Annotated in this window: 30 protein-coding genes; 19 read left to right on the top strand and 11 right to left on the bottom strand. The window is 64.7% G+C overall.

Features of this window, described 5'->3' with window-relative positions; translation table 11 throughout:
* Nucleotides 1-35: 35 nt before the first annotated feature.
* The 3 genes from MU516_RS12005 to MU516_RS11995 all read right to left on the bottom strand — a co-directional run bounded on the left by MU516_RS12005 (nt 36) and on the right by MU516_RS11995 (nt 2,414).
* Nucleotides 36-452 carry a hypothetical protein gene (locus tag MU516_RS12005; RefSeq protein ID WP_260277440.1) on the bottom strand — a complete coding sequence of 139 codons (417 nt, stop codon included), beginning with the start codon at nt 450-452 and terminating at the stop codon, nt 36-38.
* Nucleotides 453-530: 78 nt separating this feature from the next.
* The gene (locus MU516_RS12000) at nt 531-677 is read right to left on the bottom strand and encodes a hypothetical protein (protein WP_260277439.1); all 147 of its coding nucleotides are present in this window, start codon (nt 675-677) and stop codon (nt 531-533) included.
* A 204-nt stretch (nt 678-881) separates the two neighbouring features.
* The gene (locus MU516_RS11995; RefSeq protein WP_260277438.1) at nt 882-2,414 is read right to left on the bottom strand and encodes an acyl-CoA carboxylase subunit beta; all 1,533 of its coding nucleotides are present in this window, start codon (nt 2,412-2,414) and stop codon (nt 882-884) included.
* A gap of 175 nt (nt 2,415-2,589) precedes the next feature.
* Between MU516_RS11995 and alr the strand changes: the two genes are divergently transcribed.
* The 6 genes from alr (at nt 2,590) to MU516_RS11965 (ending at nt 7,765) form a co-directional block, all read left to right on the top strand.
* Nucleotides 2,590-3,606 (top strand): alanine racemase, encoded by a 1,017-nt coding sequence (alr, locus tag MU516_RS11990; RefSeq protein ID WP_260277437.1) that lies wholly within the window; start codon nt 2,590-2,592, stop codon nt 3,604-3,606.
* Complete coding sequence (locus tag MU516_RS11985) at nt 3,603-4,367, top strand: MlaE family ABC transporter permease (protein WP_260277436.1); 765 nt, start codon at nt 3,603-3,605, stop codon at nt 4,365-4,367. The genes alr and MU516_RS11985 overlap by 4 nt, the downstream gene beginning before the upstream one ends.
* Nucleotides 4,364-5,074, top strand: coding sequence for an ABC transporter ATP-binding protein (locus tag MU516_RS11980; protein ID WP_260277435.1), 711 nt, complete (start codon nt 4,364-4,366; stop codon nt 5,072-5,074). Before MU516_RS11985 ends, MU516_RS11980 begins: the two co-directional genes overlap by 4 nt.
* Before the next feature lie 156 nt (nt 5,075-5,230).
* Nucleotides 5,231-6,310, top strand: a complete 1,080-nt coding sequence (locus MU516_RS11975; RefSeq protein ID WP_260277434.1) for a PhoH family protein — start codon at nt 5,231-5,233, stop codon at nt 6,308-6,310.
* Nucleotides 6,303-6,797 carry an rRNA maturation RNase YbeY gene (gene ybeY / locus MU516_RS11970; protein WP_260277433.1) on the top strand — a complete coding sequence of 165 codons (495 nt, stop codon included), beginning with the start codon at nt 6,303-6,305 and terminating at the stop codon, nt 6,795-6,797. The genes MU516_RS11975 and ybeY overlap by 8 nt, the downstream gene beginning before the upstream one ends.
* Nucleotides 6,797-7,765 (top strand): transporter associated domain-containing protein, encoded by a 969-nt coding sequence (locus MU516_RS11965; RefSeq protein WP_260277431.1) that lies wholly within the window; start codon nt 6,797-6,799, stop codon nt 7,763-7,765. The genes ybeY and MU516_RS11965 overlap by 1 nt, the downstream gene beginning before the upstream one ends.
* Nucleotides 7,766-7,817: 52 nt before the next feature.
* On the opposite strand, the gene MU516_RS11960 is transcribed toward MU516_RS11965, so the two are convergent.
* Nucleotides 7,818-8,762 (bottom strand): alpha/beta hydrolase, encoded by a 945-nt coding sequence (locus MU516_RS11960; RefSeq protein ID WP_260277430.1) that lies wholly within the window; start codon nt 8,760-8,762, stop codon nt 7,818-7,820.
* 10 nt (nt 8,763-8,772) lie between these two features.
* Nucleotides 8,773-9,057 carry an SCP2 sterol-binding domain-containing protein gene (locus tag MU516_RS11955; RefSeq protein WP_209055874.1) on the bottom strand — a complete coding sequence of 95 codons (285 nt, stop codon included), beginning with the start codon at nt 9,055-9,057 and terminating at the stop codon, nt 8,773-8,775.
* 191 nt (nt 9,058-9,248) lie between these two features.
* Here MU516_RS11955 and MU516_RS11950 point away from each other — a divergent pair, with 191 nt between their 5' ends.
* The 5 genes from MU516_RS11950 (at nt 9,249) to MU516_RS11930 (ending at nt 14,249) form a co-directional block, all read left to right on the top strand.
* Nucleotides 9,249-9,716: a tetratricopeptide repeat protein gene (locus tag MU516_RS11950; protein ID WP_260277429.1), complete on the top strand. Its 468-nt coding sequence runs from the start codon at nt 9,249-9,251 to the stop codon at nt 9,714-9,716.
* Between the two features lie 9 nt (nt 9,717-9,725).
* Nucleotides 9,726-12,584, top strand: a complete 2,859-nt coding sequence (locus MU516_RS11945) for a helicase-related protein (RefSeq protein ID WP_425606856.1) — start codon at nt 9,726-9,728, stop codon at nt 12,582-12,584.
* A complete protein-coding gene (locus tag MU516_RS11940) occupies nt 12,581-12,868 on the top strand; it encodes an RNA-binding S4 domain-containing protein (protein WP_260277427.1) in 288 nt (95 codons plus the stop codon). Before MU516_RS11945 ends, MU516_RS11940 begins: the two co-directional genes overlap by 4 nt.
* 159 nt (nt 12,869-13,027) lie before the next feature.
* Nucleotides 13,028-13,366, top strand: coding sequence for a ferredoxin FdxA (gene fdxA, locus MU516_RS11935; RefSeq protein WP_209055876.1), 339 nt, complete (start codon nt 13,028-13,030; stop codon nt 13,364-13,366).
* Between the two features lie 373 nt (nt 13,367-13,739).
* The gene (locus tag MU516_RS11930; protein WP_209055877.1) at nt 13,740-14,249 is read left to right on the top strand and encodes a CarD family transcriptional regulator; all 510 of its coding nucleotides are present in this window, start codon (nt 13,740-13,742) and stop codon (nt 14,247-14,249) included.
* Between the two features lie 102 nt (nt 14,250-14,351).
* Here the strand turns inward: MU516_RS11930 and hisG are convergent, their stop codons facing one another.
* Genes hisG through hisS form a run of 3 tightly spaced genes read right to left on the bottom strand, consistent with a single transcriptional unit; the run spans nt 14,352 to nt 17,559 of the window.
* Entirely contained in the window at nt 14,352-15,026 is a 675-nt protein-coding gene (gene hisG, locus MU516_RS11925) for an ATP phosphoribosyltransferase (RefSeq protein WP_260277426.1), read from the bottom strand.
* Nucleotides 15,023-16,078 (bottom strand): ATP phosphoribosyltransferase regulatory subunit, encoded by a 1,056-nt coding sequence (locus MU516_RS11920; protein ID WP_260277590.1) that lies wholly within the window; start codon nt 16,076-16,078, stop codon nt 15,023-15,025. Before MU516_RS11920 ends, hisG begins: the two co-directional genes overlap by 4 nt.
* Nucleotides 16,078-17,559 (bottom strand): histidine--tRNA ligase, encoded by a 1,482-nt coding sequence (gene hisS, locus MU516_RS11915; protein WP_260277425.1) that lies wholly within the window; start codon nt 17,557-17,559, stop codon nt 16,078-16,080. Before hisS ends, MU516_RS11920 begins: the two co-directional genes overlap by 1 nt.
* A gap of 26 nt (nt 17,560-17,585) precedes the next feature.
* Between hisS and MU516_RS11910 the strand changes: the two genes are divergently transcribed.
* The 6 genes from MU516_RS11910 to ispG all read left to right on the top strand — a co-directional run bounded on the left by MU516_RS11910 (nt 17,586) and on the right by ispG (nt 21,977).
* Complete coding sequence (locus MU516_RS11910) at nt 17,586-17,831, top strand: SlyX family protein (protein ID WP_311319108.1); 246 nt, start codon at nt 17,586-17,588, stop codon at nt 17,829-17,831.
* Between the two features lie 131 nt (nt 17,832-17,962).
* Complete coding sequence (locus tag MU516_RS11905) at nt 17,963-19,255, top strand: adenylosuccinate synthase (protein WP_209055881.1); 1,293 nt, start codon at nt 17,963-17,965, stop codon at nt 19,253-19,255.
* Nucleotides 19,256-19,260: 5 nt separating this feature from the next.
* Nucleotides 19,261-19,860, top strand: a complete 600-nt coding sequence (locus MU516_RS11900) for an NAD(P)H-dependent oxidoreductase (protein ID WP_260277424.1) — start codon at nt 19,261-19,263, stop codon at nt 19,858-19,860.
* A complete protein-coding gene (locus MU516_RS11895) occupies nt 19,860-20,072 on the top strand; it encodes a DUF2842 domain-containing protein (protein WP_209055883.1) in 213 nt (70 codons plus the stop codon). The genes MU516_RS11900 and MU516_RS11895 overlap by 1 nt, the downstream gene beginning before the upstream one ends.
* Nucleotides 20,069-20,734, top strand: a complete 666-nt coding sequence (locus MU516_RS11890) for a thiamine diphosphokinase (RefSeq protein ID WP_260277423.1) — start codon at nt 20,069-20,071, stop codon at nt 20,732-20,734. The genes MU516_RS11895 and MU516_RS11890 overlap by 4 nt, the downstream gene beginning before the upstream one ends.
* A 109-nt stretch (nt 20,735-20,843) precedes the next feature.
* Nucleotides 20,844-21,977 (top strand): flavodoxin-dependent (E)-4-hydroxy-3-methylbut-2-enyl-diphosphate synthase, encoded by a 1,134-nt coding sequence (gene ispG / locus MU516_RS11885; RefSeq protein WP_209055885.1) that lies wholly within the window; start codon nt 20,844-20,846, stop codon nt 21,975-21,977.
* Nucleotides 21,978-22,259: 282 nt separating this feature from the next.
* Here ispG and MU516_RS11880 read toward each other — a convergent pair whose 3' ends face one another.
* Both MU516_RS11880 and moaA read right to left on the bottom strand, forming a co-directional pair.
* Nucleotides 22,260-22,718: a DUF2267 domain-containing protein gene (locus MU516_RS11880; RefSeq protein WP_207012316.1), complete on the bottom strand. Its 459-nt coding sequence runs from the start codon at nt 22,716-22,718 to the stop codon at nt 22,260-22,262.
* Between the two features lie 153 nt (nt 22,719-22,871).
* Complete coding sequence (gene moaA, locus MU516_RS11875; RefSeq protein ID WP_260277422.1) at nt 22,872-23,885, bottom strand: GTP 3',8-cyclase MoaA; 1,014 nt, start codon at nt 23,883-23,885, stop codon at nt 22,872-22,874.
* Between the two features lie 122 nt (nt 23,886-24,007).
* On the opposite strand from moaA, the gene MU516_RS11870 reads away from it, so the two are divergent.
* Nucleotides 24,008-24,520: a hypothetical protein gene (locus MU516_RS11870; protein WP_260277420.1), complete on the top strand. Its 513-nt coding sequence runs from the start codon at nt 24,008-24,010 to the stop codon at nt 24,518-24,520.
* Here the strand turns inward: MU516_RS11870 and MU516_RS11865 are convergent.
* Nucleotides 24,508-25,182, bottom strand: a complete 675-nt coding sequence (locus tag MU516_RS11865) for a DNA alkylation repair protein (RefSeq protein WP_260277419.1) — start codon at nt 25,180-25,182, stop codon at nt 24,508-24,510. The genes MU516_RS11870 and MU516_RS11865 overlap by 13 nt on opposite strands.
* Nucleotides 25,183-25,294: 112 nt before the next feature.
* Here MU516_RS11865 and aroA point away from each other — a divergent pair, with 112 nt between their 5' ends.
* Nucleotides 25,295-26,626: a 3-phosphoshikimate 1-carboxyvinyltransferase gene (gene aroA / locus MU516_RS11860; protein WP_260277418.1), complete on the top strand. Its 1,332-nt coding sequence runs from the start codon at nt 25,295-25,297 to the stop codon at nt 26,624-26,626.
* Nucleotides 26,627-26,644 lie beyond the last annotated feature (18 nt).

Genomic DNA, 26,644 nt, shown 5'->3' with positions numbered 1-26,644 from the left:
CTGTGAAAATGCCCTGCTTGGCGGCAAATCGCGCATCAGAGGTTCTCCGCCGGGTCGATTTCGTCGTCCCGTCCCTCGTCATCCCAGTCCGGCTCCTCGGGCATTTCGCCCGACGAGAAAATCTCGGGAAACGAGGCTTCTGCGCGTGCCAGATCGACCCGCAGCAACTGATCATAGCTGACCGGGTCCAGATCGCCGACGGCGATCACCTCGCGTCCCAGCAGCCATGACAGGCGGCCGGCATCAAGGTTGCCGCGTTCGAACGGCTCATCGCCGAAATTCTCGATCAAGGCTGCCAGGAAGCCTGCGTCGGCGCGACGATCGGCGGGCTTGCGGTCGCGGAACCGTTCGCGGCGAGACAGGGGCGTGGCCCCTTTCTTGTTCTCGCGTCGGATCGTGAACTGGAAATCGGTGCCGGGAAGTCGGCTGGGAAAGCCGCGATGTTTCAGCATGGCGCTGCTCCGTTTAAGGCGCGGCGCGAGGCGCGCGGGCAGCCGTGCCGCCCGCGCGCAAAGTCGGAATATGGGCGATCAGTTGGCGCCGTATTTCCCTTGGTAAACAGGCTCGGTCGTGACCGGGTCCACTGCGGGCGTGTAGACATCGACTTCGGGCTGCTGACGCTGGCAGGCGGCGAAGGCCGATACCAGCACGAGGCCGAGGATGAACTTCTTCGACATGGTGTCTTGCTCCTGTAATGCGGGCGATGATGCGCCCGGCTGCTCGGGTTCGGGACGGCTTCTTGACGGGCCGCCCGCGCCGCGATGATAGCCGCGCCGCAATGATCCAGACAGCCACCCTTGTCGGGGCTCGGCAAAACGCCGCCAAGCTGTGGCTGCGCTGCATCATTCACACAGTTGTGCATCTTCATGAAAATCCGCAACTTACAGGGGAATGTTGTCGTGCTTTTTCCAAGGGTTCGACAGCTTCTTGCTGCGCAGGCTGGCAAAGGCACGCGCGACGCGCCGCCGGGTCGAGCGTGGCTGGATCACTTCGTCGATGAAGCCCTTTTCGGCGGCGACGAAGGGATTCGCAAAGCGGTCCTCGTAATCCTTGGTGCGGGCGGCGATCTTGTCTGGATCGCCCAGTTCGCTGCGATACAGGATTTCGACCGCGCCCTTGGCGCCCATCACCGCGATTTCCGCCGTGGGCCATGCATAGTTGAAATCGCCGCGCAGGTGTTTCGACGCCATGACGTCATATGCGCCGCCATAGGCCTTGCGGGTAATCACCGTGACCTTCGGCACGGTTGCCTCGCCATAGGCGAACAGCAGTTTCGCGCCATGCTTGATGACGCCGCCATATTCCTGGCCGGTTCCGGGCAGGAAGCCCGGAACATCCACGAAGGTCAGGATCGGAATTTCGAACGCGTCGCAGAAACGCACGAAGCGCGCGGCCTTGCGGCTGCTGTCGATATCCAGGCAGCCCGCCAGAACCATCGGCTGGTTGGCGACGACGCCGACCGTGCGGCCTTCCAGCCGGATGAAGCCGGTGATGATGTTGCCCGCGAAATCCCTCTGGATCTCGTAGAAATCGCCCTCGTCCGCAACCTTCACGATCAGCTCTTTCATATCGTAGGGCTGGTTCGGATTGTCGGGGATCAGGGTGTCTAGGCTTTCCTCGATTCGTGAAGGGTCGTCGAAGAAAGGACGGACAGGCACGGTGCCGCGGTTGTTCATTGGCAGGAAGTCGAACAGCCGCCGAATCTCGGACAGGGCTTCGACATCATCCTCGAACGCACCATCGGCGACCGAGGATTTCCTTGTGTGCGTCGCGGCGCCGCCAAGCTGTTCGGCGGTCACCACCTCGTTGGTCACCGTCTTCACCACGTCGGGCCCGGTGACGAACATGTAGCTGGTGTCGCGCACCATGAAGATGAAATCGGTCATCGCCGGGGAATAGACTGCGCCGCCCGCGCACGGCCCCATGATGACCGAGATCTGCGGGATCACGCCCGAGGCCATGATGTTGCGCTGAAACACGTCGGCATAGCCCGCAAGGCTGGCAACGCCTTCCTGGATGCGCGCGCCGCCCGAATCGTTGATGCCGATGAGGGGCGCGCCGTTCTGCATGGCCATGTCCATGATCTTGCAGATCTTCTGGGCGTGGGTTTCCGACAGAGATCCGCCGAAGACGGTGAAATCCTGCGAAAAGACATAAACCATGCGTCCGTTGATCGTGCCCCAGCCTGTCACCACGCCGTCGCCGTACGGCCTTTCGTCCTGCATTCCGAAATCGGTGCTGCGATGGGCGACAAACATGTCGAATTCCTCGAAGCTGCCTTCATCGACCAGCAGTTCGATCCGTTCTCGCGCGGTCAGCTTGCCGCGCTTGTGCTGCGCGTCGATACGTCGCTGGCCGCCGCCAAGACGGGCTTCGTCGCGCCGACGCTCCAGCTCTTGCAGAATGTCCTTCATCGCAGGCCTCCCGATCAGGTTGCGGCACGGTAGCTTGGGACAAGGATGCGGAAAAGGAAAATCAGGAAAATTTGCAAACTATGTGCATGACTGAATAGGCAAACTGCAAACTTGCTAAGGTGCGCCAACCTCAAGCCCCCTTGACCTCGCGCGGGGCCGGGGGCAAGCCATCCCGATGGGTTTGCAGATCGATATCGCGGCCATCGTGGCCAACTGGAAGGCGCTGGCGGCCAGGGCGCCGGGGGCGCGTGCGGCGGCCGTCGTCAAGGCCGATGGATATGGTCTTGGTGCGTCCCGGATCGTGCCTGCGCTGTATCAGGCCGGTGCGCGCGACTTCTTCGTCGCGCTGGCGAAAGAGGGCAGAGCGATCCGCCCGCATCTTCCCGATGATGCGACGATCAACGTGCTGTCGGGACATATGCCGGGGGCCGATCTGGACGGGCTGGTGCCGGTCCTGAACAGTGCCGAACAGTTTTTTCGCGACCGCGCGATTCGGCCCGGCGCGCGTTTCGCGATCCAGTTGGACAGTGGCATGAACCGGTTGGGGATGGAGGCCGCGGAATGGGCCGCGATCCGCGCCGAGGTGCTGGACGCCGGCCCCGATTTCATCATGTCGCATCTGGCCTGCGCGGATGAACCAGATCACCCGGCCAATGCCACTCAGCTGGCGGCGTTCCGCGCCATGACGGATGGATGCAACGTCCCACTTTCGCTTGCGGCGACAGGCGGCATCCTTTTGGGCCCCGAATATCACTTCGACCTGGTGCGCCCGGGCGTCGGCCTTTATGGCGGGATGCCCTTTGCCGATGCACAGCAGGTCGTGCGGCTGTCGCTGCCGGTGATCCAGACCCGGCCTGTCGCCCCGGACGAGTTCGTGGGCTATGGCGCGACGTGGACCGCCACCGCGCCGCGACGCATCGCGACGGTCGCGGCGGGATATGCAGACGGCATCCTGCGGGCGCTGTCGTCCAGCGGTGCCAGCCTTTACGCAGATGGCATTGCCTGTCCGATCGTGGGGCGCGTTTCGATGGATCTTGTGACGGCGGATGTCACCGAACTTCGGACGGTGCCGGATCATCTTGATCTGATCTGCGTGGAACAACCTATTGACATGCTGGCCGATCATGCGGGCACAATCGGCTACGAGATTTTGACGGCGCTGCGGCAGCGCTATGAGCGGGTCTATCTGTGAACCCTGTTCGGCTGTCCGGTCGCGCCACGCTGCGCGGCCTGCGCGCGGTCGGCGCGGTGGCGTTGTTCACGCTGCGCGGGCTGTTCCATCTGCGCCCGCTCCGTCCGCGCCTGCTGGCGGCGCAGATCTTTCAGATCGGCTGGCTGTCATTGCCGGTCGTGGCGCTGACCGCGCTGTTCACCGGCGCCGCGCTGGCGTTGCAGATCCATTCGGGCGGTGCGCGGTTTCAGGCAAGTGACGTGGTACCGGCCATCGTCGCCATCGGCATGGTGCGCGAACTTGGACCGGTCCTGGGCGGGTTGATGGTGGCTGCGCGCGTGGCCAGTTCCATCGCGGCCGAGATCGGCACGATGAAAGTGACCGAGCAGATCGACGCGCTGGTGACGCTGTCCACCGATCCGACAGGCTGGCTGGTCACGCCGCGCCTGTGGGCGGCAATGCTGACGGTGCCGGTGCTTGTGGGCGTCGGCGACATTATCGGCATCATGGGCGGCTGGCTGGTGGGCACGCAATCGCTGGGGTTCAATTCGGCCTCCTATCTGGCCAATAGCTGGGCCTATCTTGAAAGCTGGGACGTGATTTCGGGTCTGATCAAGGGCGCCGCCTTCGGGCTGATCGTGGCGGTCAGCGGATGCTGGTACGGCATGGCCTCGGGCCGTGGCGCCGAAGGGGTCGGACGCGCGACGAAATCTGCGGTGGTGGCTGCGGCCGTGGGAATACTAGCCGCGAATTTCATCCTGACCGGGCTGTTCTTCGAATGATACGGATCGAGGGTCTGCGAAAATCCTTTGGTGCCAGGACGGTTCTGGACGGGGTCGATCTGCACGTCGGACAGGGCGAAAGCCTGTGCGTCATCGGGCAGTCCGGGACCGGCAAGTCGGTTCTGCTGAAATGTATCCTGGGCCTCGAGGCGCCGGACGAAGGGCTGATTTTGTGGCAGGGGAGGCCGCTGGATCGCCATGCGCGGCCGCGGTTTCTGGACAGCTTCGGCATGCTGTTTCAGGGCGCGGCGCTGTTCGACAGCCTGCCGGTCTGGCAAAATGTCGGCTTTCGGTTGCGGCAGCGCATGTCCGGCCAGAAGGCGCGCGGCATTGCCATCGAGAAGCTTGCGCGCGTCGGTCTTGGGCCTGAAACCGCCGACATGATGCCCGCCCAGTTGTCGGGCGGTATGGCCAAGCGCGCGGGTCTGGCCCGTGCCATCGCAGACGATCCGCAGGTCATCTTCTTCGACGAGCCGACGACCGGACTGGATCCGATCCGCGCCCGCAGGATCAACGGCCTGATCCGCGGCATCGTCGAAGAGACCGGCGCGACGGCCGTCACGATCACCCATGACATGGATTCGGTGCGGGCGATCGGGGACAGCGTGGCGTTGTTGCAGGACGGTTCCATCGCATGGCAGGGGGCCGTGGCCGACATGGACGATGCGGCGCCGCTGACCGGATTTCTGGGAAAGGACACGACATGACGCGAGGTGTTTGCCAGCCAAGATGGCAGACATCGTCCCGCTGCCGTAATTTTGCCGCACTCGCTGGCAGGAATGCGGTGCAATCGCGCGACTGGATCTTGTGCGAATCCCCTTGGACCGCCACCATGTACATATAGGACTGAGCTGGAGAATATTTTGGGCCTGACCCCAACGCCACCCGTCGCGACCCATCCCGCTGAAACCCTGCTGGAATTCCCCGACAACAGGTTGCTGATCGATCTGTGCGGTGCCAACGACCGGCATCTCGCCCGGATTGAGGAGGCGCTTGGCATTCATATCCTGCGCCGGGGCAACCAGCTTGCCGTTGTCGGCGGACCGGAGGCCCAGGCCGAGGCAAGCCAGTTGCTGCGCGGTCTTTATGCGCGCCTGGAACAGGGCAAACCCGTCGGCCTGCCCGAGATCGAGGCCGCGCTTCGCATGGGCATAGACAGCACCTCGGAAACCAGCCCCGCCGAACAGATCGAGATGTTCGGTGCCGGGAACTACGAACTGCGCACCCGCAAGAAATCCGTCGAGCCGCGCACCGATGCGCAGAAAGCCTATGTGCGGGCGCTGTTCGAAAACGAACTGGCCTTCGGCATCGGACCTGCCGGCACCGGCAAGACCTATCTGGCCGTCGCGGTCGGCGTGACCATGCTGATCAATGGCCATGTGGACAAGATCATCCTGTCGCGACCGGCGGTCGAGGCCGGGGAACGACTGGGCTTTCTGCCCGGCGACATGAAAGAAAAGGTCGATCCCTACATGCAGCCGCTCTATGACGCGCTGAACGATTTCCTGCCCGGCAAGCAGATGCAGAAGCTGATCGAGGAAAAGCGGATCGAGATCGCGCCGCTGGCCTTCATGCGCGGCCGCACGCTTGCCAACGCCTTCGTGGTTCTGGACGAGGCGCAGAACGCTACGCAGATGCAGATGAAGATGTTCCTGACCCGTCTGGGCGAGGGGTCGCGCATGGTGATCACCGGCGACCGCAGCCAGATCGACCTGCCGCGCGGCATGCAGTCGGGACTGGTTGACGCCGAGCGCATCCTTGACGGCGTCAAGGGGATCAGCTTCAGCTATTTCACTGCCAGGGACGTGGTGCGTCATCCGCTTGTCGCGCGGATCATTGACGCTTATGACGCCGAGGATGCCGCGGCCCTTGCGCGCGGCGAAACCGAGGGGACGCGCGGGGGCTATGCGCCGCGGCGTGCGATACGACGAGACGATGCCTGACGAGATCACCAGCGACTGCGTCATCGAGGACGACCGATGGAAAACCGTCGGTCTCGAAGATCTGGCCAGCCGCGCCATATCCGCGGCGCTTGGCTGGCATGGGATCGGCGGCGAAGTCGTTGTCATGGGCTGTGACGATGCCCGTATCGCCGCGCTGAATGCTGATTTCCGGGGCAAGCCGCAGGCCACCAACGTGCTGTCCTGGCCGTCCGTCGAGCACCTTCCGCGCGATCCCGGCGCGCGCCCCGAACTGCCGCATGAGGAAGAACTGGGCGACATCGCCATCGCCTTCGACACCTGCGACGCCGAGGCGCGGGCGCAGGAAAAGCCCTTCGCAGATCACGTTATCCACCTGCTTGTCCATGCGACGCTGCATCTTCTGGGCTATGATCACCAGAACGATGCCGATGCGGAAACCATGGAAGGCGCCGAGCGTTCGATTTTGAAATCACTGCATATTCCCGATCCCTATCACGAGAAGGTCTGATGAACTCCGAGCCACGATTACCCGAAACGTCCCTTGGTGACGACGCCGCCGGTCCGGCCGATGGCGTCGGAGGCGATGGTCGTGATTTGCCCAGTTCACGAGGATTTTTCGGACGTTTCTTCGATGCCCTGACCGGGTCGGATGAAGATGAGGAACAGGACGCCGACGAACAGCGACCGGTGGCATCGCCTGCGCCTGGCATGGTCAACCTGCGCCGAATGCGCGTGGACGACGTGGCCATCCCGAAGGTCGAGATCATCGCGGCACCCCTGAACGTCACGCTTGACGATCTGGTCGAGATGTTTCGCGAGCACGGTTTTTCGCGGATCCCGGTGTTTCGCGGCACCCTGGACAGCCCGCTGGGGTTGATCCATCTTAAGGATCTGGCTCTGAAGCACGGGTTCGGGCAGGGCGGCAAGTTCACGCTGCGCCCGATGCTGCGACCGATGTTGTATGTGCCGCCATCCATGCCCATCGGGGTGTTGCTGCAGCAGATGCAGCAGAAACGCACCCATATGGCGCTGGTGATCGACGAATATGGAGGCGTCGATGGGCTGGTCACGATCGAGGACCTGATCGAGCAGGTCATCGGCGAGATCGAGGACGAGCATGACGAGGACGAGGGCGGGCTTTGGGTCAATGAAAAGCCCGGTCAGTGGCTGATCCAGGCGCGCGCGCCGCTGAACGAGGTCGAGGCCGAAACCGGCCTGAAGCTTGCCAGCGAGGACGAGGGCGAAGAGGTCGATACGCTTGGCGGGCTGATCTTCATGCTGACCGGGCGTGTTCCGCTGCGGGGCGAGGTCATCTCGCACGATTCCGGGGTGGAGTTCGAGGTGGTCGATGCCGATCCACGCCGGATCAAGCGTGTCAGGCTGCGCTCTGCCGAAACGGTGGCTGCGGGCCGCCCGATCAAGCCGGTGGACCCTGCAGAGCCGAAGGATCCGACCGCCCCGGTCAAGGACGTCTGAAGCAGCTTCCAGCGCCCGCCGCCGACGGGCACCAAGATGCGTCCCCGCGCGCTTAGACCTCTGCGAATTGCGTCAGGGCGGCGTGGAAGAACTGCTCTCGCAGGTCCTCGCCCTCCATCATCACCTCGTGCCGCGCGCCATCCACTTCTAGCAGGCGCGCTCCGGGCCAACGCGCGACGCGGTCACGGATGGCCGCGCCCGAAATGATCTGTTCGCGCGTGCCAAGCGAAACCGTCATCGGCAGATCCGGTGACTCCATGCGCGCCAAGCGCGAACATTCATTCAGGGCACGGGAAATCCAGTTATAGCTGGCGCCGCCGATGGTCAGCTTGGGCCATGCGGCTGCCTCGCGCAGCATCCGGCACCATTCATCGACATCATTGGTCAGCAGATTCGGCCCGAACGCCTCGTCCACCAGATAGGTGCCTTGGGCACCGCTGCCGGGCGCCGAACGCCCGCCATGACCCAGCCTTCCAGCCAGATAGGCCACACCAAGCGCGATCCCATGCGGCATCTGCCGCAGGTTGATCCCCCACATCGGGGCCGAGAACACCGCGCTGGCCACGGGCAGATCGCCATGCAGTGCCGCCAGCCCGATGCAGCCACCCATGGAATGTCCCAGCAGATGCCAAGGCTGCGGCAATCCCAGATCGGTCGCCGCCATCACCATTTCGACGACATCAAGCTGATAGTCCGAAAATTCGCGGACATGGCCGGGCCGTGGATCGACCTGAAGTCGGTCGGACATGCCCTGACCGCGCCAGTCGATTGCCAGCACGTCGTATCCCGCGCGGTTCAGCCGTTCCGCGACGCGGGCATATTTCTCGACATATTCCGTACGGCCGGGAAACAGCAGGACACTGCCGCGAAGCGGTTCCGCCTCGGATCGCCAAAGGGCCAGCCGCAGCCGGATCCCGTCTTCGGCCGTGACCCAAAGGGCATTCGCCGGGCGGCTTTCGTCGCCCGGCAGCTGATGGAAAGGAGCCGCGTCTTCCAATGCGATACGCTTACGAAAGGGCCTGACCCAGTTGCATCGCCGTGCCCATGTTGCCGTCGATCTTCAGCTTGCCGGTCATGAACGCGGTGGCGGGATTCACGCTGCCATCCAGAATGCCCTCGAACGTGTCGCGGCTGGCGAACAGCGTCACCTCGGCCTCTTCGTCGCCTGCGCGGGCGCCGTTCTCGTCAATCATGATCGCTCCTTCATCCTCGATGACGAATTTCGCGGTCGATCCGAAGCTGCCGATCTTTTCGTTCAGCTTTTCCACGGCGGCGTTCACAACTTTGCTCATCTGGGTCCTCTTTGTCGCGCTTTGGCTGGCGCCCGCCATGCGGGCTGGGTTACACCAAGGTTATGCGCCCGGAACGTCATCATTACCACCCCGTCGTCGCGGCAACCCGTGTCCGAGTTCTTACGATTTTGTTCTTTTTCGCAACAGCCATCGCACTGGCCTTGCCCGCCAGCGCCCAGAACGACGCGGATATGGACGCGCTGTTCGAACAACTTGCCCGGACCGAGGGGGAAGCGTGGCGTATCGCCGAATCCGACATCCTGCGCGAATGGTCCAAATCCGGATCGGCGGCGATGGATCTGCTTTACAAGCGTGGCGAAGAGGCGCTGGATCAGGGGGATCTGCCCGCTGCCATCGGGCATCTGACCGCGCTGACCGATCATGCCCCGGATTTCGCCGCCGGTTGGCAGTTGCGCGCCGCGGCCTATGCGACCGCCGGTCAGTTCGGTCCGGCGGTGTCCGACCTTGCCCGCGCGCTGCAGCTTGAACCGCGCCACTTTGCCGCCCTGACCCAGCTTGGCGCGATGCTGGAAGAGATCGGCGACAGCGAAGCCGCGCTGAAAGCCTATCGCGAAAGCCTTTCGATCCATCCGCATCAACAGGAAGCCATCGACGCGGTCGAACGTCTGGAACGCGAAGACCAGGGCACCGAGATCTAATCCATGAGCATTCACGACAGGGGCCGGGTGACTGCCGTGCTTGGCCCGACCAATACAGGCAAGACGCATTACGCCATCGAACGGATGCTGGCGCACCGGACAGGTGTGATCGGATTGCCGCTGCGCCTGCTTGCGCGCGAGGTCTATGATCGGATCGTCAAGGCGCGCGGGCCGTCGGTCGTGGCGCTGGTCACGGGCGAAGAACGGATCGTTCCCGAACGGGTTCAGTACTGGGTCGCCACGACCGAGGCCATGCCCGAGATCGGCGCAGATTTCGTCGCCATCGATGAGATCCAGCTTTGTGCCGATCCCGAACGCGGTCACGTCTTCACCGACCGGTTGCTGCATATGCGCGGGCTGCACGAGACTCTTCTTCTTGGCAGCGACACGATGCGCCCGGCGATTGCCGCGCTGGTGCCCGGGGTCCAGTTCCAGCGGCGTGAAAGGTTCTCGACCCTGACCTGGTCGGGGTCCAAGAAACTGTCGCGAATGCCGGCACGGTCCGCCATTGTCGGGTTCAGCGTCGATGACGTCTATGCCATGGCTGAACTGATCCGTCGCCAGAAGGGCGGCTGCGCGGTCGTCATGGGCGCGCTGTCGCCGCGGACGCGGAACGCTCAGGTGGCGATGTACCAGGCGGGCGAGGTCGATTATCTTGTCGCGACCGACGCGATCGGCATGGGGCTGAACCTGGACATCCGCCATGTCGCCTTCAGCGCCACGCACAAGTTCGACGGTCGCCGGGTACGCCCGCTGTTTCCCCATGAGCTGGGTCAGATCGCCGGGCGTGCCGGACGCCACACCGAACCCGGCACCTTCGGTGTGACCGGCGAGGCCCGTCCATTGGAGGACGGGTTGGTTGAGGCCATCGAGAATCATCGTTTCCAGCCGATCAGCCGTTTGATGTGGCGCAACGCGTCGCTTGAATTCGGCACGATGGACCGGCTGGTGCAGTCGCTGGAAACCGCCTCGGGACATGAATTGTTGTCGCGAGGGCGCGAGGCCGACGATCTGCATGCCCTGAAATCGCTTCGCGACATGCCCGAGATCCGCGACAGGGTGCAGGGAGGCAAGGATGTCCGCCTTCTGTGGGATGTCTGCCGAGTGCCTGATTTCCGGGGCATTTCGCCGACCGAGCATACCGGCCTGCTGTCGCGCATCTTCGGTTTCCTGCAAGAGGGCACGATCCCGTCCGACTGGCTTGCCCGCGCGGTGCAGAGAATCGACAGGACCCATGGCGATATCGATGCGTTGTCGAAACGTCTGGCGTATATCCGCACATGGACCTATGTCGCGCAACGAACCGGCTGGGTCGAGGACGAAAAACATTGGCGCGGCGAGACTCGCGCGGTAGAAGACCGCCTGTCGGACGCGCTGCACGCCGCGTTGACGCAAAGATTTGTGGACCGGCGCACATCCGTGCTGCTGCGCCGGCTCAAGCAGAAGGAGAGCCTTGTGGCCGAAGTGAATGACAAGGGCGAGGTGACGGTCGAGGGCGAGTTCGCCGGCCGTCTGGAAGGTTTCCGCTTTCGCCCCGACCAGACCGGATCGGCGGACGAGGCGAAAACGCTGAATCGCGCCAGCTACGAGGCGTTGAAGCCCGAGTTCCATCTGCGTGCGGACCGTTTCTATAACGCGCCGGACACCGAACTGGATTTTACCGAACAGGGTGGCCTCATGTGGGGTGACTCGGCGATCGGCAAGCTGGTGCAGGGACCTGATGCGCTGCACCCCGGCGTTCAGGTCTTTGTCGATGACGAGGCCGGCGAAGAGATCGCCGAGAAGGTCAAGCGTCGCCTGCAGCATTTCATCGACCGCAAGGTTGCCGCGCTGTTCGAACCGCTGATCGCGATGCAGAAGGACGAGGCGCTGAACGGCCTGGCCAAGGGGTTCGCCTTCCGCATCATCGAGGCACTAGGTGTGCTGCCGCGCGATGGTGTCGCGACCGAGGTCAAGGAACTGGACCAGGAGGCGCGCGGCGCGCTGCGCAAGCATGGCGTCCGTTTTGGACAGTTCACCATTTTCATGCCGGCCCTGCTGAAACCTGCGCCGACCCGGTTGCGGCTGGTGCTGTGGTCGCTGGCCGAGGGGCTGGACGAGTTTCCCGAAAGCCCGCCGCCCGGGCTTGTCACGATCCCGCATATCGCCGAGGTGCCGGACGGTTATTACACTTTGTCCGGCTATCGTCCCGCGGGTGAACGGGCGATCCGGATCGACATGCTGGAACGTCTGGCTGATCTGCTGCGCGCGCAGGATACGCGCGGCGGTTTCGAGGCCAATCCTGACATGCTGTCGATCACCGGCATGACGCTGGAACAGTTCGCGGCCCTGATGCAGGGGCTGGGATACGCTGCAGAGAAGGGCGAGCGCGAAAAGCTGAAGACCGTCGAACCCGTGGCGCCGCCGCCCGCGCCCGAGGGTGATGGCTCGGACGCGCCGATGACCGAAGAGGAAAGCGTTCTGGCCGCCGAAACGCGCGCCAGATGGGAGGCCGAGCGGGCCGAGAAACGTCGTGCCGAGGCCGAGGCTGCCGGCGAGACGCCCCAACCGGAAGAGACGGCCCCCGAGATCGAGGTGTTCTATACCTTCCGTTGGGCGCCCAAGCCGCGGGCGAATCGTCGTCCGCAAGGGGACGGCCAAGGTCGTCGCGGCGGCGGACCGCGCAGGGACGGTGCGGGCGGACAGGAAGCGCGCGGCGAGCCCGGAAACAAGTCGGGGCGCGATGGCGGCAAGCCTCGTGGGAAGGGGCCGAAGAAGGGCGGCAAACCGCAGCACAGCGGTCCGAAGACCTATACGGCGCGCCCTGAAAAGAAGGCCGATCCTGATAGCCCGTTCGCGGTTCTGGCGGCACTTAAAGACAAGAAGTGACGAGCGATCCCGACGCATTGCGGCTGGATAAATGGCTGTTCTACGCGCGACTGTTCAAGTCGCGCGGTTTGGCCGCCGACCGGATCGAAGGCGGCGGGGTCAGGCTGAACGGCCAGCCCTGCCGCAAGCCCGGTCGTGTCGTCCGGCCTGGGGATCTTCTGGTTGTCTCGGCCCATGGCGATGTCCACAGCCTGCGCATCGTCGCGCTTTCAGGCAGGCGCGGCCCCGCTTCCGAGGCGCGAATGCTGTATGACGAACTGGGCGATACTTCGGAAAACCGCTGACTGCGCAGGCGGGGACGATGTTCGTCGCCCGGTGCGCGGACGCGAACGCGGGTTGCGCAACATCGGGCAGGTCGGAACGCAGGTCTTTTCGGCAGCCACGGACTTGAATGATCCGAATGCCGGGCGTAACTAGCGCGACGGACCCGAAGGGAGCGTGCAATGACCTATGTCGTCACCGACAATTGCATCATGTGCAAATACACCGATTGCGTGGAAGTCTGCCCGGTGGACTGCTTCTACGAGGGCGAGAACACGCTGGTCATCCATCCCGATGAATGCATCGATTGCGGCGTGTGCGAACCCGAGTGCCCGGCCGACGCGATCCGCCCGGACACCGAACCGGACATGGAAAAATGGGTCGAGTTCAACCGCAAATATTCCGAGCAGTGGCCCGTCATCACGCAGAAGAAGGATCCTCTTCCGACCGCTGAAGAGATGGATGGCGTCGATGGCAAGCTGGACAAGTATTTCTCAGAAGCGCCGGGCGAGGGTGATTGACGGGGGCCTTCGGGCCTTTCAGGGCTGAGAAGGCCGCTTGCATCGCAGGGAAATATCGGGGCGATTCGCGCCCACATTGCCGTGATGTGGGTCTGGCTGAGCAGCTAAGGCCTTGATCGGAAAGCTGGTATGCCTTGTTCAGTGCGGCTGCGCGCTGTATTTCTCGGTGCTTTTTTTGGCGCCTTATTTATGTTATGTTCAATTCACATTCGCGTCTGATGGGAGTCAGAGGCCCTTCAGATGTGCGCCCAAACTGCCACTTCCTGCCCTCTGCCGGGCAAGAAGCAAATAACAGATCAAGATGGACCGAAGGTGGCAACCGCCGCTTGCGGTCTTTTGTGCCCTTGAAAAGGCACCACCTAGAGGAAGCCATATGTCCAAGACCAAGAAAAACGAATTTCGCCCTGATGATTTCGTCGTCTACCCCGCCCATGGCGTGGGCAGGATCGTGTCCATCGAAGAGCAGGAGGTCGCGGGGCTGCGGCTTGAGATGTTTGTGATCTCGTTCGACAAGGACAAGATGACCCTGCGCGTACCGACTGCGCGCGCCTCCGAGATCGGGATGCGTGGCCTGTCCACCCCCGACCTGATCGCCCGTGCGCTGGAAACGCTGAAAGGCAAGGCCCGCGTCAAGCGCGCGATGTGGTCGCGCCGTGCGCAGGAATACGATCAGAAGATCAATTCGGGTGATCTGATGTCGATCGCCGAGGTCGTGCGCGACCTGCATCGCAACGACGAGCAGCGCGAGCAGTCCTATTCCGAACGTCAGCTTTACGAAGCCGCGCTGGATCGGTTGACCCGCGAAGTCGCGGCAGTCAGCGGTGTGGACGAGGGCGCGGCACAGAAACGCGTCGAAGAGGTTCTGCTGTCGCGCGCGGCCTGACCGGGTTCTGGGCGGCCAAAGCATGATCAAAGACCCCGGCAGTTCGGACTGCCGGGGTCTTTCCTTGTAACTTGCTTGCCGGGTTGGCCGATCCTGTGAGGGTCAGAGGCCAAGCTGCGACAGCAAGCCGGTCATGGCGGTTCCGCCAGCGGCACGGCTGGCAAACAACGTCGCCTGTGACCGCAGGATGGGATCTTCGTTCAGAATGCGCAGATTGTTCGCGCGCAACGTCGCGCCTGACGAAGTAATGTCGGCAATCGCCTCGGCGGTCTGGTTGGCAACGGTGCCTTCCGTCGCGCCCTGACTGTCGACAAGCTGATAATCGGCGACCTCGTGTTCGGCCAGCCACGCCCGGACCAGACGGTGATACTTCGTCGCGATCCGCAGGCGAAAGCCGTGGACCGCACGGAAATCGCGGGCGATCGAGGTCAGGTCGTCCAGCGTCTCGCAGTCGCGCCAGCAATCGGGAACGGCAAGAATCAGATCCGCATGACCGAAACCCATCGGCGCGACCTCGGTCACCACGTCGCGCCAGCCGGCCAGCTTCTCGCGCACAAGATCGGTGCCGGTCACGCCCAGCTCGATCCGTCCCGCCGCCAGTTCGCGCGGAATCTCTCCGGCAGATAGCAGGACCAGCGACACGCCGTCCGCACCGTCGACCCGGCCGGCATATTCACGCTCGGACCCTGCGCGCGACAGCCGCACCCCGCGATCCGCGAACCAGTCGAAGCTTTGCTCCATCAGCCGTCCCTTGGACGGCACCCCAAGGCGGATCATGCGGCCTCCATCTCGGCGATCAGCCCGGCGCGGATGATGCCGCCCACCGCCGGAATTTCGCGACCCTTGCCCAGCACCCGTGTCAGCGCGTCGTAGCGGCCACCCGATGCGACCGCTGGCCAGACAGTGTTCGGTGCCAGAAAGCTGAAGGTGAAGCCGTCGTAATATTCCATGTTCGCGCGGCCATGGCTGGCATCGAAGATGACCCGTGCCGGGTCGATGCCTTGCGCCGCGATGGCGTCGAACCGTGCGACAATCCGCGCAACCGCTTCCGCGATGGCGGGCATGTCCTTGGCCAGGCCTTCCAGGATCGCGACGGCCTCGGTTGCCGGGGCGCGCAGCGCCAGAAGCCGGTTCAGCCGGTCGGACCACTGCTCGGGAAGGGGAGGCTCGTCCATGTCGGCGCGCAGCCGGTCCACACGTTCCTGCATCTCGGCCTCGCTGCGCAGTCCGGCCCAGGGTCCGACGGGATCGGGGAAGGCGCGCGGCGGGACCGGTGCGGAGAACCGGTTCAGCAATCTGCGAAACCGGCCCGGCCGCCAGATATGGTGCAGCAACGCGTCGCGCCGTTTCGTGCTGACCGGAAGGCCGCGCACGGCGTCCAGCAACAGGCTCATATCACCGGTCTCGGGCGTCAGGCTGTAGGGTGCAAGAAGGCGGTGAAACAGCGCGAATACCTCGGCATCGGCGCCGGGGTCGCGGCTGAACAGCTCGAACCCGCACTGCAGATATTCGTTGTCGCGCGGGTTTTCCGGGTGATGCTCGCCCATGTCCTGCTTGCGGAACACCTCGCCCAGATAGCAATAGCGCGCCGGCTCGGCGCCGTCGTCCATGTGCGCCTGCACGACGGGAACCGTGAAATCCGGGCGCAGCATCATTTCGCCGCGGATCGGATCCTGGGTCACATAGGCGCGGGCGCGGATATCCTCGCCGTAAAGATCAAGCAGGCTTTCGGCGGGCAGCAGGATGTCGGGCGCGATCTCGGCGGCGCCCGCGTCGCGGAAGGCTGCCAGAAGGCGCTGACCGACTGCCTGCTTGTCGCGCTTGGAGATCATCCCAGGATCCGTCTCACTTCGCCCACCAGATCGTTGCGCGCCACTTCTGTCTGGGCGGGCTGGGACTTCCATTCCTCGTGACTGGCTTGCGTCGCAAGCCTTGCACCAAGGATCAGATCCTTGACCTGCACGACGCCGCGTTCGGCCTCGTCAGCGCCCTGAATGACGGCGACAGGCGCCGAACGCCGGTCAGCATATTTCAGCTGATTGCCGAAATTCTTCGGGTTGCCCAGATAAACCTCGGCGCGGATGCCCGCCGCACGCAGTTCGGACGCCATGGCCTGATACTCGGCCATCCGGTCGCGGTCCATCACGGTCACGACGACCGGACCGTGATCTTCGGCCCCTGACAGCCCCTTGGCGCGCAGCGCCGCCAGCAGACGGTCCACGCCGATGCTGACACCGGTCGCTGGCACCTTCTGTCCGGTAAATCGTTCCACCAGCCCGTCATAGCGCCCGCCACCCGCAACGGACCCGAACTGGCGCTTGCGGCCCGTGTCGTCAAGGATCTCGAAGGTCAGTTCCGCCTCGAAGACCGGCCCGGTATAGTAACCTAGGCCGCGCACGACCGAGGGGTCGATCACGGCGCGATCCTCGGCCACGCCCATCGCGGCCAGCATCGTGGCGATCTGGCGCAGCTCGTCCACGCCCTCGCCGCCCATGGCGGACCCGCCGACAGCGGCTGCAAGGTTGTCCAGCGTCGCGGCATTGTCCGCGCCCTTCGACGTCAGGAAGGCCAGGACCGGCGCGGCCTGCACCTCGGACAGTCCGACGCCATCGATGCGCGCGCCGCTGTCGTCCAGCCGTCCAGTCGTCAGCAGGGCCAGCACGCCGTCGCGGCCGACCTTGTCGAACTTGTCGATTTGGCGCAGCGCGTCCTCGGCCTGATCCTCGCGGATCTCTGCGGCCTCAAGGACGCCGTTCAGAACCTTGCGGTTGTTGATCCGCACGATGTAGTCGCCGCGCGCGATGCCCACCGCCTCCAGCGCGTCGGCCAGCATGGCACAGATCTCGGCATCGGCGGCGACCGAGGCACTGCCGACGGTATCCGCATCGCACTGATAGAACTGCCGGAATCGCCCCGGTCCGGGCTTTTCGTTGCGCCACACCGGACCCATCGCATAGCGGCGATAGGGGCTGGGCAGGTCGTTCCTGAACTGGGCGGCCACGCGGGCCAGCGGCGCCGTCAGGTCATAGCGCAGCGCCAGCCAGTCGCCCGAACCGCCGCCCGGCACGGCCTCTTCCTGCCACGCGAAGACACCTGCATTCGGCCGGTCCACATCGGGCAGGAACTTGCCCAAGGCCTCGACCGTCTCGACGGCGCTGGTTTCCAGCGGATCGAAGCCATGGCGATGATAGATTTCGGCGATCCGATCCAGCATCGCCTTGCGTTCGGTCACGTCGGTGCCGAAATAGTCGCGAAACCCCTTGGGCGTTTCCGCCTTGGGCCGAGACTGCTTTTTCTTGTCTTTCGCCATGATCCTGTGCCTTAGAGGGCAAATCCGTGGCTGCTGTAGCGGAAGGGGGCGATATGGACAAGGACATGGAGGCGCGGCTTGCCCGGCTGGAAGAGGCGCTGGCCCATCAAGGTCGCGCGACAGATGAGCTGAGCGAGGTCATCGCCCGGCAGGACGCCGAGATCGTCCGCCTGACCCGCCGGGTCGAGATGTTGCTGCACGCCGCCGCCGAACGCGAACTGGACAGCGGAGGCACGATCCCGCTGTCCGATCAGCGCCCGCCGCATTGGTAAGCGGCGCGTCCATCGACCGCCCGCGCAAGGACGGTTGCGCCGGGCCGAAGCGGAAATCGCCGCTTTTCCCCGGACCACCCATGCGCTAGACCCGGCACCGGACAATTTTCGGGCAAGGGAAGGACCGGCTCATGGCCAATGTGGTGGTTGTCGGCGCGCAGTGGGGCGACGAGGGCAAGGGCAAGATCGTCGACTGGCTGTCGGAACGTGCCGATGTGATCGCGCGGTTTCAGGGCGGCCACAACGCCGGTCACACGCTGGTCATCGGCGGCAAGGTATTCAAGCTGTCGCTTTTGCCTTCGGGTATCGTTCGTGAAGGCAAGCTGGCCGTGATCGGAAACGGCGTCGTTCTGGACCCTTGGTCGCTGTTTGCCGAGATCGACAAGCTGACCGGGCAGGGGGTCAGCATCTCGCCCGACAGCCTGATGATCGCGGAAAACACGCCGCTGATCCTGCCGCTGCATCAGGATCTGGACAAGCTGCGCGAGGAAGCCGCCGGCAAGGCCAAGATCGGCACGACGGGCCGCGGCATCGGTCCGGCTTATGAAGACAAGGTGGGTCGCCGTACCATCCGTGTCGCCGATCTGGGCGACGAAGAGACGCTGGACGCGCGGCTGGACCGGTTGCTGGCCCATCATGACGCGCTGCGTCAGGGACTGGGCGCCGATCCGATCGACCGCGCCGACCTGAAGGCCAGGCTGCAAGAGATCGCGCCGAAACTGCTGCCCTATGCGCAGCCGGTCTGGAAGGTGATGGCCGAGGCGCGCAAATCCGGCAAGCGCATCCTGTTCGAAGGCGCGCAGGGATCTTTGCTGGATATCGATTTCGGGACTTATCCCTATGTCACCTCCTCGACCACCATGTCGGGCGCGGCGGCATCCGGCACGGGCATGGGACCCGGCGCGATCGATTTCGTCCTTGGCATCGTCAAGGCCTATACGACCCGCGTGGGCGAAGGCCCGTTCCCGACCGAACTGGATGACGCCGACGGGCAGCGTCTGGGCGAACGCGGTCACGAATTCGGCACCGTCACCGGTCGCAAGCGCCGCTGCGGCTGGTTCGACGCGGTTTTGGTGCGACAGACCTGTGCGATCAGCGGCGTGAACGGCATCGCGCTGACCAAGCTGGATGTACTGGACGGGTTCGACACGCTGAAGATCTGCGTGGGCTACCAGATCGACGGCCAGCATTATGATTACCTGCCGACCGCCGCCGCGCTGCAGGCGAAGGTCAAGCCGATCTACGAGGAAATGGAGGGCTGGCAGGAATCGACCGAAGGCGCCCGAAGCTGGGCCGATCTGCCGGCAGCCGCAGTCAAATACGTGCGGCGCGTCGAGGAACTGATCCAGTGCCCCGTTGCGCTGCTGTCCACCAGCCCGGAACGTGACGACACGATTCTTGTCACCGACCCGTTCGCGGATTGATCGCCATGCGGGTGCTGCTGATCGACGGGCATCCCGACCAGGACCGGCTGACGGCGCATCTGCTGAACCTGTATCAGCGGGCGCTGCCTGCCCATCACATGATCGACCGGATCGCGATCCGCGACCTGCGCTTTGACCCGAACCTGCGCCGCGGCTATGCCGAGCCGCAGCCGCTGGAGGATGATCTGCAGCGCGCTACGCAGGCAATGCTTGACGCCGATCACATCGTGATCGCGCATCCGCTGTGGTGGGGCGCGGAACCGGCGCTGCTGAAGGGATTTTACGACCGGGTGTTCCTGCCCGGAACGACCTTCCAGTACCACAAGCGCAGTCCGTTCTGGGACAAGCTGCTGAAGGGGCGCTCGGGCGATGTGCTGGTGACGACGGACACACCGGTCGCATGGTTGAAGCTGCGCTTCGGCAACCCGCTGGGAAAGCGCCTCTCCCATCAGGTGCTGGGCTTTTGCGGCATAAGGCCGCTGCGGGTCGGGTTCTTCGGGCCGGTGCGGCGCGGTGGCGCCGAACGGCGGATGGCCGCGTGGCAGAAGAAGCTGACGCAACTGGCCGAGAGCGCCGAAGCCCTCAAACGCGGAAGGAAAGCGTGATGGATCTGAAGACCCGAAAGCGGCTGTCGCTGCTGATCCTTGTGCTTGGACTGCCGGGATATGTCGTCGTGGCGGTGACATTAGTAAACTGGATGGATGCGCGATGGGGGCGGCAACCGATCTGGATCGAACTGCTGGTCTATGTGGGTCTGGGTCTGATCTGGATCGTGCCGCTGAAGCGTATCTTCACCGGCATCGGCCGGGGAGAATGATCCCGCCGCTGGTCATCTCGGATCGCGGCGTGACCGTTATCGGCGGTGGCGCGGTCGGACCAACCGAACTTGCGCTGGCGATGGCGGTCGCGCCAACCCTGGTGGCGGCCGATGGCGGTGCGGATCGTGCGCTGGCGCTGGGGCATGCGCCCGACTGGGTGATCGGGGATCTGGACAGCATCAGCCCGGCCGCCCGACGGATGATCCCGCCCGAACGCGTGGTCCATATCGCCGAACAGGACAGCACCGATTTCACCAAATGCCTGACGCGGATCGCGGCGCCATACGTCATCGCCGTGGGTTTCGCGGGCATGCGGCTGGATCACACCCTGGCCGCGTTGACCACCATGGCCAATGTCGCCCGCCCGCCCGTGATCCTGATCGCCAGCGACGACATCGTGTTTCTGGCACCCCCGCGTGTGACGCTGCCGCTGATGCCGGGAACGCGGGTCTCGCTGTATCCGATGGGTCCCGCGCGCGGCGTCAGCACCGGGCTGGAATGGCCGATCGAGGGGATCGAGTTCGCGCCGGGCGCGCGCGTCGGCACCTCGAACATGGCGAAGGGTCTGGTGACATTGCGCATCGAAGGCAAGATGCTGTTGATGCTGCCGCGCCACGCCCTTGCAACCGTGATGACGGCGCTGCGGCTGCCGCATTTCTGAACGCCGCTGCGGGGCCCTGATCCTTGCGATCGCCGATCAAGGATCCGTGCGGCGGTTGCCGCGCATGGCCGGATGGCTTATCTGGTGAGGCGAAACCCAAAGGTGCCGCATGTCGCTGAACCCGATCCGTCCCTGGCGCAATATCGAGCGGCGGAAATCCCGCCAGATCATGGTCGGCAATGTGCCGGTGGGCGGTGACGCCCCGATCAGCGTGCAGACGATGACCAACACCGACGGCCACGACGTGCGCGCGACGCTGGATCAGGTGATCCGGGCTGCCGATGCAGGCGCCGATATCGTCCGGATCAGCGCGCCGGATCAGGAAACCACGCGCGCCCTGCGCGAGATCTGCCGCGAAAGCCCGGTGCCGATCGTCGCGGACATCCATTTCCACTACAAGCGCGCCATCGAGGCTGCCGAGGCGGGCGCGGCCTGCCTGCGGATCAATCCCGGCAATATCGGCTCGTCCGACCGGGTGCGCGAGGTCATCCGCGCCGCGCGCGACCACGGCTGTTCGATCCGCATCGGCGTCAATGCCGGTTCGCTGGAACGGCATCTGCTGGAAAAATACGGCGAACCGTGCCCGGATGCGATGGTGGAATCCGGGCTGGATCACATCAAGATCCTGGAAGACAACGATTTTCATGACTTCAAGATCAGCGTGAAGGCCAGCGACGTGTTCCTGGCCGCCGCCGCCTATCAGCAACTGGCCGAGGCGACCGACGCGCCGATCCATCTGGGCATCACCGAGGCGGGCGGCTTTGTCGGCGGCACGGTGAAATCGGCCGTGGGTCTGGGCAACCTGCTGTGGGCGGGCATCGGGGACACGATCCGGGTCAGCCTGTCGGCCGATCCGGTCGAAGAGGTCAAGGTCGGGTTCGAGATCCTGAAATCGCTTGGCCTGCGCACCCGCGGCGTCCAGATCATTTCCTGCCCGTCCTGCGCACGGCAGGGCTTTGACGTCATCAAGACCGTGGAAACGCTGGAAAAACGGCTGGAACACATCAAGACGCCGATGAGCCTGTCGATCATCGGCTGCGTGGTGAACGGGCCGGGCGAGGCGCTGATGACCGATCTGGGCTTCACCGGAGGCGGCGCGGGCAGCGGCATGGTCTATCTGGCCGGCCGGCAAAGCCACAAGCTGTCGAACGACCAGATGATCGACCACATCGTCGGACTGGTCGAGGAACGCGCCGAGAAGCTGGAAGCCGAAGCGGCGGCCGAGCAGACCGCGGCCGAATAGAGGCATTGCCCGGAGGCCCGGGTGTTGCGCGCAACGGCAGCGCGCGTTGCCCGTGTCGCCGGATCGGAGCGTGATCCCGGAAATCCCTGCAAATGCTGGATTTGATGTGTCACAACCCGTGCACCAGCGCGGCACCACGCGTGCACAGGGCGTACACCGCTTGCGGGCTGTGGGTTAAGGAAGGGTTAGGGAATGCGGTCTGCGGCCGCGGACCGCAGGATTTGCGGGTAAGGGGGACGAAGGGCGGCTCTGAGCCCAAACCTTCCGAATGGTGCAAAGCCGCTAAATGATCCGTTGCTCCAGCTCGGCAGGATCCGCAACGTCGACATGCCAGAAGGCGCGCGCTTCAGCCGGAAGCTTTGCCAAAACGCGCTCGAAGTCTCTTCCATTGGTGCAGCGCCGAACCGCCCATGCCGTCGCCTCAATCGCATTGTCCGGCGTTAGGTTGTGGTTTACCCGCACCTCCTTGACTTCCGAGATGAGCGTCTCTCGGTCGTCAAACGCTGCGCGAGGCTCCGTAACATCCCAGTTTTGAAGAAAGATCGAGCGAAGCACGCTTGGCAAGATACTTGCGAAGTTCAAGCCCTCCTGAGCGGTCAGACGACGCCGGAACACCTGAAAGACCGCATCGACCGCCGTGTAAGCCATGTTGTCTGACTCGAGGGACATGCGCTCTTTCACGTCATCGAGGAAAGCGCGCCATTCCTTGGAGGCGTGCCGATATGTCCACGGCATTGGCATCGGTCGCTGGTTCCTTTGGCGTCATCGTCACCGACACTCTTATCTAACTCCACGGTATTTGTCGAACAAACCAACGGCAGCTTCGTCCCGCAAACCCGCCGCGATCTCTCGGTTTACTGATGCGTACTCAGCAAGCGGGAACAATGGCCCCGGCTAGCCACCCGTATGGCTCATGTGGCGGGTCATCTGGCCCGTCACGGACTGGCGGGAATAGTCGAAATCATGGCCCTTGGGCTTGCGTGCGATGGCGTCGCGGATGGTCTGGCGCAACAGGGTGTCGTCGGGGCTGGCGCGCAGCGGGGCGCGCAGGTCGGCGTTGTCTTCCTGGCCCAGGCACATGAACAGTTCGCCCGTGCAGGTGACACGGACGCGGTTGCAGCTTTCGCAGAAATTATGGGTCAGTGGCGTGATGAAGCCGATCTTCTGGCCGGTCTCGTTCAGGCGGACATAGCGCGCCGGGCCGCCGGTGCGTTCGGCCAGTTCGGTCAGGGTAAAGCGTTCGGCCAGCCGGGCGCGCAGGTCTGACAGCGGCCAGTACTGGTCCAGCCGATCCTCGTTGCCCAGATCGCCCATCGGCATCACCTCGATGAAGGTCAGATCGTGGCCTTCGTCGGCGCACCAGCGGACCAGATCGAACAATTCGTCGTCGTTCACGCCTTTCAGCGCGACGGCGTTGATCTTGACCCGCAGCCCGGCCGCCTGGGCGGCGCGGATCCCGTCCAGAACCTGCGGCAAGCGGCCCCAGCGGGTGATCGCGGCGAATTTGTCGGCGTCCAGCGTGTCCAGCGAGACATTGACGCGGCGGACCCCGCAATCGACCAGTTCGCTGGCGAAGCGGCCAAGCTGGCTGCCATTGGTGGTCAGGGTCAACTCGTCCAGGCCCTTGCCCAGATGGCGCGACATGCCGCGAAAGAACTGCATTATGCCGCGCCGGACCAGCGGTTCGCCCCCGGTGATGCGCAGCTTGCGCACGCCAAGCCCCACGAAGGCCGAACACAGGCGGTTCAGTTCTTCCAGCGTCAGCAGTTCGGCCTTGGGCAGGAACTGCATATGTTCGGCCATGCAATAGACGCAGCGGAAATCGCAGCGGTCGGTGACCGACACCCGCAGATAGGTGATCGGTCGGGCGAACGGGTCGATGAGGGGCGCGGAGGCGGCGGTATCCATGCCCTCAATCTAGGCATGTGACGGCCAACACACAAGCTGCCGCCGATCACGCAACCGCTGGTGGACGCGGTGCGGCGCGGCGGTCTAACCTGCGCGAAATGCCACCCGAAGGAGCGCCCCTCATGCGGATGACGACCACGGCCGTGCTGGCCACGCTTGCGCTGGCCGCCTGCACACCTGCGGCGACGACCACCGACAGCCGCCCGGCGGCAGATGCCGCGCCGGCCCAAATCGACAGCAGCCTGACGCCCGATCAGGTCGCTGCGGCGACCGCGATCACCCGTGCGCCCGCGCCACGGGCCGCCGCGCGGGCCAGCGCCGCGCAGCTGGACACCACCACCGCCGAGCAGAAGGCCGCGGCCGCCCAGGCGCCCGAAGTGGCCGAGACGAAGCTGGGCGATACCATCGCCTCGCTGGGTAATCCGACCGAGGGCGGGTTCTGGATCAAGACGCCGCTGGTCAAGGCGCGCGGCATCGGGCGGATCGTCAACCCGGCCAACGGCAAGTCGGCCAAGGTCGATCTGATCCCGCTGGACGGACCCGAAAGTGGCGGCAGCCAGGTGTCGCTGCCGGCGCTGCAGCTGATCGGGGTGTCGCTGACCGACCTGCCGACGATCGAGGTCTACAAGTCCTGAATCAGCCGCGCGGCCTCGCGCCGCGCGAAGGGTTTCAGCCGCGCGCCATGTTCCACCAGAAAGGCGCGGACGCGGGGTGCGTCGCGTTTCGACAGATCGCGCAGCCACCATGCGATGGCTTTCTGAATGAACCATTCGCGGTCATCGGCCATGCCCGCCGACCAGCCAAGGATCCGTTCGCGCCGGTCCAGATCGTCGGGCCTGGGGTGGTTCATCTTGGCCCAGGGCAGGGTGCCGACCAGGGCCGCGCGGCGGACCCAGAAATTCGGGTGGCCCAGCCAGGTTGCGACCTGATCCAGACGCGTGGGGTCGGCGACCAGCCGCTTTTGTCCGGCGGTCATCGCGTGATCGGCGATGGCCCAGGCGTCGAATTGCGGCACCCATGAGGCGATCAGGTCCCAGACCGCCTGATCGGGCCTGATCCGCGCCTGGGTCAGCAGCTTGGCCGCCGCCACCCGCGCCTCGTGGATGTCGCTGTCCCAAAGGGAAGCGGCCAGCGCCACCCGTTCGCCCACATCGCGCGCCGCGCGCCATTCGGCGACCAGCGCTTCGATCTGTGGCACCTGAAGGCCCAGATAGGTGCGGTCGGCCTTGTGATAGGCCGCCATCTGCGCGGCCCGGTCGGGGTCGGCCATGGATCGCAGCGCGTCGAGTTCCTGCATCGGGGTCTCCGTTTCCCGTGCTTCTAGAAAGCCCTGCGCCGCGCCGCAAGAACATGGTGGCAGCGCCCGCGTGGTAGCGGTAAAAGAGCCGCGCAAATCGAAAGGTGTTTCCATGTCGCATTCCGCCGATCCCCGTCCGATGACGTCGCGCCGCAGCGGCCCGCTGAAGGGTGAGGCGCAGGTGCCGGGAGACAAGTCGATCAGCCACCGTGCGCTGATCCTTGGGGCGATGTCGGTCGGTGAGACACGGATCACCGGGCTTCTGGAAGGGCAGGACGTGCTGGACACCGCGCGGGCGATGGCGGCGTTCGGGGCGCAGGTCGAACGGCTGGGACCCGGCGAATGGTCGGTGCATGGCGTGGGTGTCGGCGGTTTCGCCGAACCCGAGGGGGTGATCGATTGCGGCAATTCCGGCACCGGGGTGCGGCTGATCATGGGGGCGGTCGCGACGACGCCGATCGCCGTCACCTTCACCGGCGACGCCAGCCTGTCGCGCCGACCGATGGCGCGGGTCACCGATCCGCTGGCCCAGTTCGGGGCTGACATCACCACGCGCGAAGGGGGGCGACTGCCGATCACCATTCGCGGTGCGGCGGACCCGGTGCCGCTGCGCTATCGCACCCCGGTCGCCAGCGCCCAGATCAAGTCGGCGATCCTGCTGGCCGGGCTGAACGCGCCGGGCGAGACGGTGGTGATCGAGGCCGAGCCCACGCGCGATCATTCCGAAAGGATGCTGGCCGGTTTCGGTGCGCAGATCCGCAGTGAGACGACCGAGGAAGGTCATGTCATCACCCTGACCGGGCGGCCCGAACTGGTGGCGCAGCCGGTCGCGGTGCCGCGTGATCCGTCCAGCGCGGCGTTTCCTGTCGCGGCGGCGCTGATCGTGCCGGGATCCCGGATCCGCGTGCCGGGCGTCAGCCGCAACCCGACTCGGGACGGGCTGTATGTGACCCTGCTGGAAATGGGCGCCGACATTGCGTTCGAGAATCCTCGCGAAGAGGGCGGCGAGCCGGTGGCCGATCTGGTCGTCCGCCACGGCCCCCTGAAAGGCGTGACGGTGCCTGGCGAACGCGCGGCCAGCATGATCGACGAATTCCCGATCCTGTCGGTGATCGCGGCCTTTGCCGAGGGCGCCACGGTGATGAACGGCGTCGCCGAGCTGCGCGTGAAGGAAAGCGACCGGATCGACGCGATGGCGCGCGGCCTGGAGGCGAACGGCGTGAGGGTCGAGGAGACGCGCGACAGCATGACGGTTCACGGCATGACCAGTGTGCCCGGCGGCGGCACCGCCGTCACCCATCTGGATCACCGCATCGCGATGTCCTTCCTGATCCTTGGCCTTGCCACGCAAAATCCGGTGGCGGTTGACGATGGCGGCCCCATCGCCACGTCTTTCCCGGATTTCCTGCCGCTGATGCAGGGCTTGGGCGGCGATCTGGGCTGATCCGCCGGGCAAGCGCGC

It is taken from the genome of Paracoccus maritimus (assembly GCF_025195095.1).
GTDB lineage: Bacteria > Pseudomonadota > Alphaproteobacteria > Rhodobacterales > Rhodobacteraceae > Paracoccus > Paracoccus maritimus.
The sequence above is the reverse complement of the archived record's forward strand: the minus strand, read 5'-3'. Positions and strand labels throughout refer to the sequence as shown.